Source organism: Xenorhabdus sp. XBWT, assembly GCF_059072735.1.
Window position 1 is genome coordinate 2449825 of sequence record NZ_CM180990.1, and the last position, 15062, is coordinate 2464886.

A 15062-nucleotide genomic window follows, 5' to 3' on the forward strand; every position below is an offset into this window, starting at 1 on the left:
ATTTCATGGAAAAATCGCAAACCCGCCAGGATTTACCCAAGCTGCTATTCGCACTATTTTTCATTTTATTGCTTATTACGACCAGTTTTTGGGTCTTAAGTCCCTTTATTCTTGGGTTTATTTGGGCAGGAATGGTCGTTATCGCAACTTGGCCATTATTAGAGAAATTACAACGACGACTATGGGGAAAACGTTGGATCGCAGTCTTTATCATGACATTCCTCTTAGTCTTACTCTTTGTTTTACCTATCGCGTTACTTATTAGTAGCTTGGTAGAAAACAGCTCTCCATTGATTGCATGGGCAAAATCGCCCTCCGCTCTTGAACTGCCGCAATTAGAATGGCTGAACCGACTGCCTATCTTTGGCGATGATCTGTACCTGAAATGGCAGGAATTGATTGCCGATGGCAGCAACCAGCTACTCAACAAAATTCCTCCTTATATCGGTAAAGCAGCAACGTGGTTTTTTACTCAAGCGGCCAACGCAGGTCGTTTTCTTTTCCATTTGGCTCTGATGGTCATATTCAGTGTATTGCTTTACTGGAAAGGTGAGCAGGTCATGCTGAGTATCCGCCACTTTGCCATCCGTCTGGCAGACAAACGAGGGGATGCAGTTGTACTGCTGGCTGCGCAATCTATTCGTGCTGTGGCGCTTGGTGTAGTTGTTACCGCATTGGTACAGGCTATCGCTGGTGGAATTGGGTTGTCAGTTGCAGGTATCCCCTATCCAATGATCTTAACATTGCTGATGTTTGTATGCTGCGTTGCCCAATTAGGGCCTTTGCTTGTCTTGATACCATCTATTGCATGGCTTTATTGGACAGGAGAAACAACATGGGGAACGATTTTAGCTATCTGGAGCCTCATTCTGACTACAATGGACGGCGTTCTTCGTCCTTTTCTTATCCGTCTTGGGGCTGATTTGCCAATGGTTTTAATCCTAACTGGTGTAATCGGCGGTATACTTTCATTAGGTGTTATCGGCTTATTTATTGGTCCTGTCGTACTGGCCGTTTCTTTCCGCTTACTATTGGCATGGATAAATGAAGTTCCTAAACCTGAGGGGAAAATGTCAGATACCAAAACATATTTCACAGAAAAGAACTTAAAATAATCAAATCAACGCGCGGGAATATTATTTTTCCGCGCAATTATAAAACAAGTTAATATATCAATCCAATTTTCTCGAAAATATAAATTCATTTAAAAAAAATAAAAACCATCAGAAAATTGTTGCAAAAAAGTCATTTTACTAAATTTTCTTTTCCCTGATTCTATTTATTAAGAGGATTCTTAATGAATAAACTAATTTATTAAATTAGTATTATTTACATCGAAACAAATGTTTCCCAGTGAATTGTTATTTTAGCCTATAAACGCCATAGGCTGGGATAAACAAAGTATACATATATTGCTGTGTGTAGTCTTTGCCTGTCAGCCCATGATAGGCTTTTTTTTTGGTGAAATTTTTCAGTTTTTCTTATCATAATTAATCATCCATAATAAAAAATATTATGTTATACGGAAAATAAAAGCCTGCAAATATTCTAACAGGCTTTTTAATTCAGAATTAAACTCAATTAGCTATTTTGAGCCAAAGAAATCCAAGTCTTCACTACTGTATCAGGATTCAATGATAAACTATCAATTCCCTCTTTCATTAACCATTCAGCGAAATCTTCATGATCAGAAGGACCCTGACCACAAATACCGACATATTTTCCCTGACGTTTAGCCGCTTGGATTGCCATAGAAAGTAATTGTTTCACAGCATCATTACGTTCGTCAAATAACTCAGAAACTACCCCAGAATCACGATCTAATCCCAAAGCCAACTGTGTCATATCATTTGAACCGATTGAAAAACCATCAAAATACGCAAGGAACTGGTCTGCCAATAACGCATTCGATGGAATCTCGCACATCATGATAACTTTCAGTCCATTTTCGCCGCGTTTCAAGCCTTGAGATGCCAATTCAGCCACAACAGATTCGGCCTGGGCCACTGTACGTACAAATGGAACCATCACCTCAACGTTAGTTAACCCCATAACATTACGCACTCGCTTGACCGCTTCACATTCTAAAGCAAAACAGGGGCGGAAACTGTCAGAAATATAGCGACCGGCACCCCGGAAACCCAGCATCGGGTTTTCTTCGTGTGGCTCATACATATCCCCACCAACTAAGTTTGCGTATTCATTGGATTTAAAATCTGACAGACGAACAATCACACGCTTTGGCCAAAATGCTGCTGCCAGTGTTGCAATCCCTTCAGTCAATCTACCGACATAAAATTCAACAGGATTATCATAACCAACCATCAGCGATTTAATCTGTTCTTGTAATTCAGGTGCCTGTTGAGAAAATTCAAGTAGCGCCCGGGGATGCACACCAATCATTCGATTAATGATAAATTCCAAACGAGCCAGACCAACTCCTTCATTTGGTAAGCAGGCAAAATCAAATGCACGGTCAGGATTACCCACATTCATCATGATCTTCACATCTAATTCCGGCAATTTGTCAATTTGTGAACTCTGAACACTGAAATCCAATTTATTCTGGTAAACAAACCCCGTATCACCTTCCGAGCAGGAAACGGTTACCAATTGCCCTTCTTTCAGACGCTCAGTAGCATCTCCACAGCCTACAACGGCAGGTATTCCTAATTCACGGGCAATAATTGCTGCATGACAAGTACGTCCGCCACGGTTAGTGACAATAGCCGCAGCTTTTTTCATGATAGGCTCCCAATCAGGATCGGTCATATCGGTTACCAGCACGTCCCCGACTTGGATTCGATCCATTTCACTGAGATTATGGATAACCTTAACAGCCCCAACGCCGATACGATGCCCAATCGCCCGACCTTCCACCAGCACACTACCTTGTTCATTCAGTTGGTAGCGCTCCATTACCTGTTGGTTTGAACGGACAGTTTCAGGACGGGCCTGTACAATATATAACTTGCCATTGTGCCCATCTTTCGCCCATTCGATATCCATCGGACGCCCATAATGTTTTTCAATCAACAAGGCCTGTCTTGCCAGTGCTTCTACTTCACTATCTGTCAGAGAGAAACGATTGCTCAGTTCATCTGAGACATCCTCAGTACGCACTTGTTTTCCATGCTCTTTACTATCCGCATAAACCATGCGTATCTTTTTGGAGCCAAGATTTCGGCGTACTATTGCAGGACAATTATTTATCAACGTTGGCTTATGGACATAAAATTCATCAGGGTTAACAGCCCCTTGTACGACCATCTCACCCAGACCATAAGCTGATGTAATAAATACAACCTGATCAAAACCTGATTCAGTGTCGATAGTGAACATCACGCCAGACGATGCCAGATCAGAGCGCACCATGCGCTGAACACCTGCTGAGAGTGCAACACCACGGTGGTCATATCCCTGATGAACACGATAAGAAATGGCACGATCATTGAAGAGGGACGCAAAGACATGTTTGATGGCAACCATAACTGCGTCAATGCCTTGTACATTCAAGAAAGTTTCTTGCTGTCCAGCAAAAGAAGCATCCGGCATATCTTCTGCTGTTGCGGAAGAACGCACGGCGAAAGAGGCGTCAGGTTCGCCTTCAGACAATTGCAGATAAGCATCACGGATATCGTTTTCAAGTTGAGACGTAAATGGCGTATCAATCACCCACTGACGAATCTGTGCACCAGCTCTGGCTAATTGATTAACATCATCAACATTGGTTTCATCCAGCAACTGATAAATACGCTGGTTCACACCACTTTGTTCCAGAAAATCATTAAATGCTTGTGCAGTCGTCGCAAAACCATTGGGAACAGAAACACCGAGTTCAGCCAAATTGGTAATCATCTCGCCAAGAGAGGCGTTTTTGCCACCGACTCGATTAACGTCATTCATGCCTAATTGATTATACCAGAGCACATTGCTTGGGATGAGGCCACTATTGGACATTAGAAACTATCCTTTTTTTACATTCGGAGGTACAAACCGGGAAAATTCAGGCTGCTCTTCACAGCAGGAAATAGCCTAGCACATTGTTTTGTCAGATATGGAAAGGTGAATCGATCAACCCAACAATATTATTTTTTTACACGTATAATTGGAAACCCGGGTTGCTCTGATAGTTTTAAATAAAAACGATTCAGCTAACAACTCAAAATTAGATTACGCATAACCAATTTAATAATATAAAGAAGAAGATAATGACAGAATTTTCCCCATCCCAAACATCTAAAAATGAAATTTTGGAACGTAGTGTATTTTTTATTTCTGACGGCACAGCAATCACAGCGGAAGTATTAGGTCATGCCGTATTGTCCCAATTTCCTATTGCTATTACCTCCTATACCCTGCCTTTTGTGGCCAGCAAAGCTAGAGCAGAAGAAATTAGGGAGCAAATAAACGCGATATACCAACAAACTCATATCAGGCCATTAGTTTTTTATTCCATTATTTCAAATGAAGTCAAAAGTATTATTATTCAGAGTGATGGTTTCTGTCAGGATATTGTCCAAACTTTGGTCTCACCATTACAACAAGAAATCGGTTTGGAGCCAAAACCAGAATTACACCGGACTCACGGTTTATCCAAAAAAAATCTGGGCCAGTATGATGCCCGCATCGCTGCCATTGATTATGCTCTTGCTCATGATGATGGCATTTCACTACGCAATCTTGATCAAGCTCAAGTCATTATCCTTGGGGTATCCCGTTGTGGGAAAACACCAACAAGCCTTTACCTTGCAATGCAATTTGGTATTCAGGCCGCAAATTATCCTTTCACCGCTGATGACATGGACAATATCCGATTACCCGCAGCCTTAATGCCCTTTCAGCATAAATTATTCGGCCTGACGATCAGCCCGGAAAGACTTGCTGCCATTCGGGAAGAGCGGCTCGAAAACAGCCGTTATGCTTCATTAAGGCAATGTCGGATTGAAATTGCTGAAGTTGAGGCTCTATTTCGTAAAAATAAGATTAATTATTTAAATACCACCAATTATTCTGTCGAAGAAATTTCAGCCAAAATTATTGACTGTATTGGGCTGAAACGCCGGATGTTCTGATGCCCAAAAACTAAAATAACTGAGTGGTTGACAATATTTGTTCACGACACTTTCTCGCGCAAATATCATTATTGTCTGTTAAATTTGCTGGAGGTTGAGTTATTGTGATCTCAGTCATCCCAGACAATGTTTCAATGTGAAGTAGAATTCGAGAAAGTATATGTACAAAACAGATGAGTTAAGAACCCACCGCATTGATAGCCTGATAACACCTAAAGAGCTTGCCAAGCAATATCCTATATCAGAAAAGACCCTGCAAAATGTGACATTGTCACGAAAACGAATCGAATCAATCCTGACAGGCGATGATCGCCGATTATTAATCATTATCGGCCCTTGCTCCATTCATGATGTTGATGCAGCCATTGATTATGCTTCCCGCCTGCATACACTGCGCGAAAAATACCAGCACAGTCTGGAAATTGTCATGCGAACCTATTTCGAGAAGCCAAGAACAGTTATTGGCTGGAAAGGTCTGATTTCAGATCCTATGTTAGACGGATCTTGTCAGGTCAATAAAGGTATTTCGCTTGCCCGTAAGTTATTAATTGATATCAATGATCTAGGTGTGCCCACTGCTACAGAATTTCTGGATATGGTCACAGGCCAATATATTGCTGATTTAATTAGCTGGGGTGCCATTGGTGCCAGAACGACAGAAAGCCAGATTCACCGGGAAATGGCCTCAGCCCTGTCCTGCCCTGTCGGGTTTAAAAATGGGACTGATGGCAATACACTTATCGCCATTGATGCAATACGTGCTGCCCAAGCCAAGCATATGTTTCTCTCCCCGGATAAAAACGGTCAGATGACTATTTATCAAACCAACGGAAACCCCTATGGGCACATTATTATGCGCGGCGGGAAAAAACCGAATTACGGCGCTGAGGATATTGCAACAACCTGCCAAAAATTACGCGAATTTCATCTACCTGAGCGTTTAATTGTGGATTGCAGTCATGCTAACTGCCAAAAAATTCATCGTCGTCAGTTGGATATCGCAAGAAATATTAGTGAACAAATTCAATCTGGCTCAACATCCATTGCTGGTGTTATGGCTGAAAGCTTTTTGACAGAAGGTGCACAAAAAGTCACTCAGGGAGAACCCTTAACCTACGGGCAATCTATTACTGATCCATGCCTTGGCTGGCAGGATACAGAACAATTTATCAACATTCTTGCTGATGCTGTTGAAAATCGTTCCTGAATCCTTTCTTTATTCTGGCTCCTAATCGATTGTCGGAGCCAGTCGAAAATACAAATAAGTCATATAAAATCAAAGGATTAATGCTTAATTTTAGGTGCAGAAAAAAATAACTTGAAGTTAGCCATTATTGAAACGATAATTATTCTCAATATTAGAATAATTACTGTTCAGATTTGGTATGGATAAATTAACGAATTATCGACTCGGCTACACTAATTTTCTACAACAGCATTTCCTTCCTGAACTACCCTGCAATGCTGTAAAAGGCAGTTGTATAGATAGTCAGCAACTATTGGAAAAATCGTATGTGGTGAAAGTTGACTTTCAAAACAGATTTTTTCGCTATATTCAACCAAATCCACCAAATTTATTCTGACATAATAAAAATTTTAGCAAATTCACCTACTGAATATCAGCGAGGTGATTAGCTCTTTGTATTCATAAAAATGCTATTTAAGCATGGAGATTGACCTGCATGATCATAATTAAATCGCCAAGTCTGAAATTGTCTACATTAAGCGTAGTCATCTTAGCGAGTTTATCATCTGCTAATGCTGAAACGATGCATTCTGAAGCAACGCTTTCTAAAAAAGACAAATCATCTAAAGACACTTTAACTGTTTATGCCACCGGTAATGTACGTGACAGTTTTGAGGCACCAATGATGGTTACAGTCATTGAGAACAATTCAGCCAACAGTAAAGTTGCAGGTAATGCGAATGATTTAATCAGCAAAATCCCCGGAATTGGCATTGCCGGCACTGATCGTGCCAATGGGCAAAACATCAATATGAGGGGTTACTCCCAAAAAGGCGTTTTAACCCTTGTAGATGGTGTCCGCCAAGGAACCGATACCGGACATATTGGGGGGATATTCCTTGATCCTGCTCTGATTAAGCAGGTTGAAGTGGTTCGTGGCCCATCAGCCCTACTCTATGGCAGCGGTGCTCTGGGAGGTGTAATTGCCTATCAGACAGTAGATGCTGCTGACTTATTAGAAGAAGGTAAAAACAGTGGTTTTCGCGTCTTTAGCCGCGCAGGAAGCGGTGATCACAGTCTAGGATTTGGTGGCTCTGCATTTGGTAAAACAGAACAATTTGATGGTGTGTTTGCATTTGGCACCCGCGATGTAGGCAATATCCGCTACAGTAACGGCTTAAAAGGCCGCAATGATGAAACCATCGGCAACATGCTGGCAAAAGGCTCTTGGAAGATAGATGACAACCAAACACTGAGTGGCAATTTGCGTTATTACCGTAATGAAGCACATGAGCCTAAAAACCCTCAAAATCCTACATATACAAATAATGCTCAACGGACAGATCGCACCACCGCCCAGCGTGATGCTCAACTAACCTATCAATTAAAACCTTTGGAACACAATTGGCTGAATGCAAAAGCGGATATCTACTATTCCGATATCAATATTAATAATAAGAGTAAGGGCAAAGGATTTGAAGGCCGTAAACAAGAGACTTATGGTATAAAACTCGAAAACCACTCACATTTGGCAAACACGGCTTTTGCTGCGCATCAGCTTACTTATGGTGGCGAAACTTATAAGCAAAAGCAAAAACCAAGCAGTCATCTTGTAGAAGGTTTCCCGGATGCCGATATGCGTTTTGTCTCTGGCTGGTTCCAAGATGAAATGACGCTGCGTGATTTACCCGTTTCATTTATTGCGGGTACTCGTTATGACAATTACAAGGCTTCAAATAGCAAATATGACGATATCAGCGCTGATAAATGGTCATCAAAAGGGGCTGTCAGCATTACTCCAACAGATTGGTCAATGCTATTTGCTTCCTATTCCCAGGCATTCCGTGCCCCAAGCATGGGCGAAATGTATTCTGATTCCAGACATTATCCTGGAAACTACTGGATACCTAACCCAAACCTACGTCCTGAGAGTAATGCGACACAAGAATATGGCTTCGGATTACGTTTCGATGATGTGTTTGTTAATAATGATGGTCTGAAATTCAAGGCCAGCTATTTTGATACTAAAGCAAAAGATTATATTACATTCATCATAGGAAGAAATTTCACACAATCAATTAACATTCCAAAATCTAAAATTTGGGGCTGGGATGTTTCTATGACATATGATTCTGACTGGTTTACTTGGGATCTTGCTTACAATCGTACAACAGGCAAAAACAAAGAAACTGGTGCATCTATAGGTGCTTTAAGTCCAGATACCCTAACCAGCACATTAGATATTCCATTATCCAGAACAGGTTTCTCCATTGGATGGATTAGCAAGTTCACCCGACATACCCAATTCAATGGCGAATATGGCACGAATAAAGATGAATACGGCCAGAAAATTTCACAATACGCAGGTTATGGAGTCAATGATTTTTATATCAGCTATAACGGTGATGGAATATTCAAAGGGTTAACCACCTCTGCTGTACTGGCTAATGCTTTTGATAAAGAATATTACTCATCGCAGGGTGCACCACGAAGTGGTCGTAATGCCAAGTTGTTCGTCAGCTATCAGTGGTAAGTAGCCACGGAACAGACTATTAATTCTAAAACGATATTTATTTTCAAACTCGGTTTTTTAAGGAGCTAACAACTGTGAATCAGTCACTTTATGAACGTTACCAACAAGCCAAAGAAGATAACAAAGCTAAATATGCGCGTGATCTGGCTGCTTACCTGAATGTCAGCGAAGGAGAGCTATTGCATAGCCGTGTCGGTATCGATGCAAAACGTCTAAATATTGATGCTCCTACCCTGCTTCAAGAACTGGCTACTGTTGGAGAAACCAAGGCGATTACTCGTAATGATTTTGCCGTTCATGAACATATTGGTCGTTACGAAAATACCAAATTCAGCCAACATGTTGGTTTGATCCTCAACCCACGTGAGCTTGATCTGCGCTTATTCTTCGAACACTGGAACAGTGTTTTCTCTTTGGTTGAACCAGCTAAGAATGGTATGCGTCACAGTATCCAATTTTTTGACCGCCAAGGTGATGCATTGCATAAAGTTTATACCACTAAAAATACAGATATGGCGGTATGGGACGCACTGATCGAAAAATATCAGGCCAGTGAAAATCCAGCATTGGAGATCCAGCCAGAAGAAGCGCCTGAACACACAGAAATCACTGAACAATTGAAAGTACAGTTGGATGAAGAATGGCGTGCCATGACTGACGTTCATCAATTCTTCATTATGATGAAGCGCCATAACTTGAATCGTCAGCAAATTTTCAATGCAGTAAAAGATGATTTGGCATATCGTGTAGACAATTCAGCATTATCTCAACTTTTTGAAATAGCGCATAAAGATCAGAACGAAATCATGGTCTTTGTCGGAAACCGTGGTTGTGTCCAGATCTTTACTGGTCAGTTGGAACGTTTGATGCCTTATCAGGAAGAAGATTCTGCTCAGAAATGGCTCAACATTTTCAACCGCAATTTCACTCTGCATCTGATTGAAAGTGCTATCGCGGAAAGCTGGGTCACCCGCAAACCAACCGATGATGGTTTTGTTACCAGTCTGGAATTGTTTGATGCGAATGGTAACCAAATCGCGCAATTGTACGGTCAGCGCACCGAAGGTACTCCTGAGCAGACTCAATGGCGTGAGCAAATTGCCGCTCTGCCTAAATTGCAACCAGAACAGGAAACTTGCATAGCATGAAAAAGTGGCTTCTAACATTTATGCTTGCCATCTCTTGCAATGCGTTCTCTGCTGAACGTATTGTGACAGTTGGTGGCGATGTGTCTGAAATTGTTTTTGCACTTGGCGAAGGACAGCATGTTGTTGCGAGGGATAGTACCAGTCTAAATCCCAGAGAATTACTCTCACTACCCGATGTAGGATACATGAGAATGCTTAATTCAGAAGGTATTTTAGCTATGCGCCCATCACTGGTGATTGCAAGTGAATCGGCTCAACCTTCTCTGACACTAAAGCAAATCGAAGATTCCGGTGTAAAAATTATTAAAGTGACCAGCGAAACCTCGTTAGAAGCCGTTCCTAAAAAAATCATGACCGTCGCTAAGGCGGTCAATCAGGAAAAACGTGGTGAAGAACTTGTTGCCCAGTATCGTCAACAATTGGCTGATATCACCACGTCAGAGATTCCCGCCAAAGTAATTTTTATCATGAGTCATGGCGGTGCCAAGCCTATGGCAGCAGGTCAACAGACTGCTGCGGATAAGATGATCCATGCCATTGGCGCGAAAAATGCCATGCAAGGTTTTCAGGGATACCGGCCTTTATCTCAAGAAGGTGTTATCGCCAGTAAACCCGATTTATTGTTGATCAGCACCGAAGGACTGAAAACTTTGGGTGGTCTGGAAAAAGTTTGGCAACTTCCTGGGTTAAACTTCACACCCGCCGGCAAGAAAAAACAGATTATTGTTGTTGATGAAATGGGATTGCTCGGATTTGGTTTACAAACTCCTGCTGTTATGAAACAAGTCCGTGAAGCAGCGGAGAAGATTCAATGAGTCGTTCTCAATCCCCCACTATCGGCTTAATGATACTGAGTTTATTGTTATTTTTATTAGCAATTAGCTCCGCCAATATGGGGGCATTGCCACTTTCCTTTAAAACTCTGTGGGAATCCTCTTTGGATGACCCACAATGGCAGATTTGGCTAAATATTCGGTTACCAAGAATTCTATTGGCGATCATCGTTGGATGCGCACTTGCTGTATCAGGTGCTGTAATGCAAGGGTTGTTCCGCAATCCTTTGGCCGACCCCGGATTATTGGGGATCAGCAGTGGATCAGCACTGATGGTCGCCATGGCTATCGTTTTTCCTTTTACCTTATCTGCCAGTATTGCATTATATAGCCACATTATTGCAGCCTTTGTTGGCAGTTTATTGGTTTCACTTCTGATATTTTCACTTAATAAATATAGTCACGGTAACCTGTCAAAACTATTGCTTGCTGGTATTGCCATTAACGCACTGTGCGGGTCATTTATTGGTGTATTGAGTTATATCAGTAATGATCAGCAGTTGCGTCAGTTTACCATTTGGATGATGGGTTCACTGAGCCAAATTGAATGGCCAACGCTGGCTATTGCTGCATCACTCATTATTCCCATTTGTATCCTGACATTCAGCCAGTCACGCAAACTCAATTTGCTACAACTGGGTGATGAGGAAGCGCACTATTTGGGTCTGAATGTCCAGCGCACTAAATATCAATTATTGTTGTTAAGTGCCTTATTGATTGGGTGTGCAGTTGCTTTAACAGGCATTATTGGTTTTATCGGGTTGGTTATTCCTCACCTTGTCAGGCTCCGGTTTGGTGGCGATCATACTTGGTTGCTGCCAATGTCCGCTCTTGGCGGTGCATGTCTTTTATTAACAGCGGATACACTGGCCAGAACATTAGTCTCTCCTGCTGAAATGCCAGTAGGGCTTATCACCGGTTTGATCGGTGCCCCCTATTTTTTATGGCTTATTCTTAAGTCATCAGGAGGCCGTTTATAATGGAGCCGCTCATGTCAGATGATTTGCTTGAAGCGCAAAATTTAAATTATTTCATCGGGCAGCGTCAAATAATCAAAGACGTTTCACTTTCCATTCGTCAAGGAGAAGTTGTTGCCATTATTGGCCCGAATGGAGCAGGAAAATCTACTCTGTTACGGCTTTTAACAGGTTTTATTCCGCCTATTTCAGGAAAATGCTTATTAAAAGGCATTCCTATTTCTCAGTGGCCGATGAAGCAATTAGCTCGTACTCGTGCCGTAATGAGGCAATATAGCTCTCTTTCTTTCTCCTTTAGTGTGGAAGAAGTCATTGCAATGGGGCGTGTCCCCCATGAAAATACGCACAAGAAAATCGCTATTGATGAAGCCATTACATTGACAGAATGCGAAGAGTTGCGAAATAGGAATTATCAGCAGCTATCTGGAGGGGAGCAACAACGAGTGCAACTGGCCAGAGTTTTGGCTCAACTCTGGCATCCAGAACCAACTGAATCGTGTCTGTTTTTAGATGAGCCTACCTCCGCACTGGATCTTTATCATCAGCAACATACATTACGGCTGGTTCATCGCCTGACACGCCAAACTCCTCTTGCCGTCTGCTGTGTACTGCACGATTTAAATCTGGCAGCACTTTATGCCGACAAAATTTTCCTGTTACACAAAGGGAAACTGGTCGCATCCGGTACCCCAAAAGATGTGCTGTGCGATGATATTCTCAAACAATGGTATCAAGCCGATTTAGGTGTGACTCAACATCCTGAAACCCACCAACCACAGATTTATCTCAGGCAATAAAAATATCACTTATCTCCTTTACTCTTAAAATTCAGAAAAAACAAACGCACTCATGTACAAATAAAAAACAATATCTGAACATAAGTGTGTGGCGACGGATTCTATATTACTGGCCGATATTTTTATATTTTCCATGCCATTGATAAATTCATATGACGAAATATCAAATGGATATTTATACCCAATAGATTTCGAAGTACGGCACGACGGCAAGGAAGTTAATCCCCGACAGTAACTGGGGTGAGTAACACAGACAATAAAACAGCACATTTTGCGTATACGATAAATAAGAAATTCTTAAAATGTCCCACACAATAACGCCATTTATTATTTGTATATCGGTATCTTTTCAGCAAAAAACCCACCCATGTGGGAGGTAGATATGTTAGAAAGTGTTATCAACGATATTGTCAGATGGCTAGAAAGCCAACTTCAACGGACAGAAGGTATCAAAATAGATGCTATTGCTCATAAAAGTGGTTATTCCAAATGGCATCTACAGCGAATTTTTAAGGAGTTGAAAGGCTGTACACTGGGTCAATATGTACGGCGACGTCGCCTCCATGAAGCAGCCAAGTCTTTGCGGGAGGATAATTTACCTATTCTTGATATTGCCCTGCAATATGGTTTTAGTTCTCAAGCAACATTTACCCGGATCTTTAAAAAGCATTTTAATACTACTCCGGCTAAATTCAGAGAGAATGGGCACCTACCTGAATTCAAAACGTTCCTACAATGTGAAGAATAAATATTTATAATAAGTACCGCCCTTTATGGTCAACCTCCCTTCCGTTGACCATTTTTTATACTTTGTCAAATCTTAAGTCACTTCAATTCGCGGATAATCCACTCATAGACTTGCTGTAATTCTACAGCCAAAAGGGGGTATTGTTCACTGAGTTGCTGAATGATATTTCCAACCGCTTCTGACTGATACAACACTCCAATCAATTTCTCAGCCAATAACTCAAACGGAGCAGGTTCCAAACTGTCGGTAAACATTTGACAACGGCTGATTGACCCCTGCTCAACATCAATATGTAATTCAATTCCACCCCAACCAAATCGTGTATCCAATGTATGGCTAAATACAGGTACCTGACCAAAATTCCATTCCCAGCTACTTTGTTTAGTATAAATATCACTAAAACCAGGTAAATCAGGCAAAACCTGTGGTGAAATTATTTCCGCTTCAGCTGTTTCAGCAAAATATTCAAAAAATGCGTCTATTATGCCCTGACAAACAGACTCATGAGTGAGATCAGGCAGTAATTCAGATAAATTCGTGACTCTGGAACGAACGGAAGTGATGCCTTTTGCTTGTAACTTTTTAGGATCAGGATTGAGATAATCAGCAAGGCGGTTCAAGTCCGCATTAATCAGCAAGGTTCCGTGGTGAAATCCACGATCTTTAGTTTCTTTATACGCCGAGCCTGAGATCTTACGTTCTCCTTCAGGAGAAGGAAGTACCAAATCATTGCGACCAGAAGCCGTTGCATGAATTCCCGATTTTCTTAACCCTTCCAGAATGATCTGAGTAGAGACTGTTTTATTATATTCAGGTTTACCTGCCATAAAGGTGAAGCAAGTATTCCCTAAATCATGAAAAACCGCCCCTCCACCACTGCTGCGCCGAGCCAGTTTTACGCCATCCTGCTCCATTCGCCGGGTGTTACATTCTTTCCATGGATTCTGCGCACGCCCAACTACAACAGTATTAGCATTGCGCCATAAAAACAGAACTCGCTGATTTGGTGGCATCTGGCGAAAAATACACTCTTCAACAGCAAGATTAAACCAAGGATCATGAGAATCTGACATCAGCAAACGTAATGTAGACATACTTAACTCCGGCAAAGAAAACAGTGCCTTAAGATAACATAAAGTACTCAGGAATAGTGGCAGGAAGGCGGAGATTACATCCGGCGGGCTTGCCAGAAAACCCGACGCCAATACACATTGTCAAGGGAGGAACGTATTACACCTTTGCTGGTGGATGCATGGATAAATTCATTGTTAGTATCATAGATACCTACATGTAGCCCACTCTCGCCACTACCGATCTTGAAAAATACCAGATCTCCCGGCATCAGATCATCTTTGCTAATCTTTGTACCTAATTTGGTTTGCTCATTAGTTGTGCGTGGAAGCCGGATATTGAAACGATCATAAAAAGTGCGATAGACAAAACCGGAACAATCAATACCATGCCTATTAATTCCACCATAACGATATGGAGTACCATTCCATTGATCAAGTTGATCTTTTAACTGGGTGATAACCATTATCGGGTCAGAAAGGGCAGCTTTCAACGGAGGCAAGTTGGATTTGGAAATAGGATTGCTACAGCCAATAAGGAAAAAACTGAATAATAGACATAAATAACCAGCTCTTATTATCATCTATTTTCCCCCAGTGACCATATAGAAACACACAAACTTTATCTGGCACGAGATAAAAAAACAAGTCTCTCTCGATTTTCCCTTTCATATCGTACGATATTGCCTATTACG

Annotated in this window: 12 protein-coding genes; 9 read left to right on the forward strand and 3 right to left on the reverse strand. The window is 41.6% G+C overall.

Annotated elements, in window-relative coordinates; translation table 11 throughout:
• The first annotated feature begins 5 nt into the window (after positions 1–5).
• Positions 6–1115 (forward strand): AI-2E family transporter YdiK, encoded by a 1110-nt coding sequence (gene ydiK, locus AC5JQI_RS10765; RefSeq protein ID WP_493912154.1) that lies wholly within the window; start codon positions 6–8, stop codon positions 1113–1115.
• A 466-nt stretch (positions 1116–1581) separates the two neighbouring features.
• Here ydiK and ppsA read toward each other — a convergent pair whose 3' ends face one another.
• Complete coding sequence (gene ppsA / locus AC5JQI_RS10770; protein WP_493912155.1) at positions 1582–3960, reverse strand: phosphoenolpyruvate synthase; 2379 nt, start codon at positions 3958–3960, stop codon at positions 1582–1584.
• 293 nt (positions 3961–4253) lie between these two features.
• Here ppsA and ppsR point away from each other — a divergent pair, with 293 nt between their 5' ends.
• The 8 genes from ppsR (at position 4254) to AC5JQI_RS10810 (ending at position 13297) form a co-directional block, all read left to right on the forward strand.
• Positions 4254–5075: a posphoenolpyruvate synthetase regulatory kinase/phosphorylase PpsR gene (gene ppsR / locus AC5JQI_RS10775; protein ID WP_493914662.1), complete on the forward strand. Its 822-nt coding sequence runs from the start codon at positions 4254–4256 to the stop codon at positions 5073–5075.
• 160 nt (positions 5076–5235) lie between these two features.
• Positions 5236–6282, forward strand: coding sequence for a 3-deoxy-7-phosphoheptulonate synthase (locus AC5JQI_RS10780; RefSeq protein WP_493912156.1), 1047 nt, complete (start codon positions 5236–5238; stop codon positions 6280–6282).
• Between the two features lie 475 nt (positions 6283–6757).
• Positions 6758–8794, forward strand: a complete 2037-nt coding sequence (locus tag AC5JQI_RS10785; RefSeq protein WP_493912157.1) for a TonB-dependent hemoglobin/transferrin/lactoferrin family receptor — start codon at positions 6758–6760, stop codon at positions 8792–8794.
• Positions 8795–8868: 74 nt separating this feature from the next.
• The gene (locus AC5JQI_RS10790; RefSeq protein WP_493912158.1) at positions 8869–9942 is read left to right on the forward strand and encodes a hemin-degrading factor; all 1074 of its coding nucleotides are present in this window, start codon (positions 8869–8871) and stop codon (positions 9940–9942) included.
• Entirely contained in the window at positions 9939–10757 is an 819-nt protein-coding gene (locus AC5JQI_RS10795; RefSeq protein WP_493912159.1) for a heme/hemin ABC transporter substrate-binding protein, read from the forward strand. Before AC5JQI_RS10790 ends, AC5JQI_RS10795 begins: the two co-directional genes overlap by 4 nt.
• On the forward strand, positions 10754–11755 hold the full coding sequence (locus AC5JQI_RS10800) for a FecCD family ABC transporter permease (RefSeq protein ID WP_237386591.1): 1002 nt from the start codon (positions 10754–10756) through the stop codon (positions 11753–11755). Before AC5JQI_RS10795 ends, AC5JQI_RS10800 begins: the two co-directional genes overlap by 4 nt.
• Positions 11756–11766: 11 nt before the next feature.
• Positions 11767–12549, forward strand: coding sequence for a heme ABC transporter ATP-binding protein (locus AC5JQI_RS10805; protein ID WP_493912160.1), 783 nt, complete (start codon positions 11767–11769; stop codon positions 12547–12549).
• Positions 12550–12931: 382 nt separating this feature from the next.
• Positions 12932–13297: a helix-turn-helix domain-containing protein gene (locus tag AC5JQI_RS10810; RefSeq protein WP_237386589.1), complete on the forward strand. Its 366-nt coding sequence runs from the start codon at positions 12932–12934 to the stop codon at positions 13295–13297.
• Between the two features lie 77 nt (positions 13298–13374).
• Here the strand turns inward: AC5JQI_RS10810 and lplA are convergent, their stop codons facing one another.
• Both lplA and AC5JQI_RS10820 read right to left on the reverse strand, forming a co-directional pair.
• Positions 13375–14391 (reverse strand): lipoate--protein ligase, encoded by a 1017-nt coding sequence (lplA, locus tag AC5JQI_RS10815; RefSeq protein WP_493912161.1) that lies wholly within the window; start codon positions 14389–14391, stop codon positions 13375–13377.
• A gap of 74 nt (positions 14392–14465) precedes the next feature.
• Positions 14466–14951, reverse strand: coding sequence for a C40 family peptidase (locus AC5JQI_RS10820; RefSeq protein ID WP_493912162.1), 486 nt, complete (start codon positions 14949–14951; stop codon positions 14466–14468).
• Between the last annotated feature and the right edge of the window lie 111 nt (positions 14952–15062).

Bases quoted from the DNA above. Each gene is read 5' to 3' on its own strand.
- AC5JQI_RS10785 (WP_493912157.1), top strand. From the start codon at position 6,758: ATGATCATAATTAAATCGCCAAGTCTGAAATTGTCTACATTAAGCGTA.
- AC5JQI_RS10805 (WP_493912160.1), top strand. From the start codon at position 11,767: ATGTCAGATGATTTGCTTGAAGCGCAAAATTTAAATTATTTCATCGGG.
- AC5JQI_RS10820 (WP_493912162.1), bottom strand. From the start codon at position 14,951: ATGATAATAAGAGCTGGTTATTTATGTCTATTATTCAGTTTTTTCCTT.
- AC5JQI_RS10810 (WP_237386589.1), top strand. From the start codon at position 12,932: ATGTTAGAAAGTGTTATCAACGATATTGTCAGATGGCTAGAAAGCCAA.
- ydiK (WP_493912154.1), top strand. From the start codon at position 6: ATGGAAAAATCGCAAACCCGCCAGGATTTACCCAAGCTGCTATTCGCA.
- lplA (WP_493912161.1), bottom strand. From the start codon at position 14,391: ATGTCTACATTACGTTTGCTGATGTCAGATTCTCATGATCCTTGGTTT.
- AC5JQI_RS10780 (WP_493912156.1), top strand. From the start codon at position 5,236: ATGTACAAAACAGATGAGTTAAGAACCCACCGCATTGATAGCCTGATA.
- AC5JQI_RS10795 (WP_493912159.1), top strand. From the start codon at position 9,939: ATGAAAAAGTGGCTTCTAACATTTATGCTTGCCATCTCTTGCAATGCG.
- AC5JQI_RS10800 (WP_237386591.1), top strand. From the start codon at position 10,754: ATGAGTCGTTCTCAATCCCCCACTATCGGCTTAATGATACTGAGTTTA.
- ppsA (WP_493912155.1), bottom strand. From the start codon at position 3,960: ATGTCCAATAGTGGCCTCATCCCAAGCAATGTGCTCTGGTATAATCAA.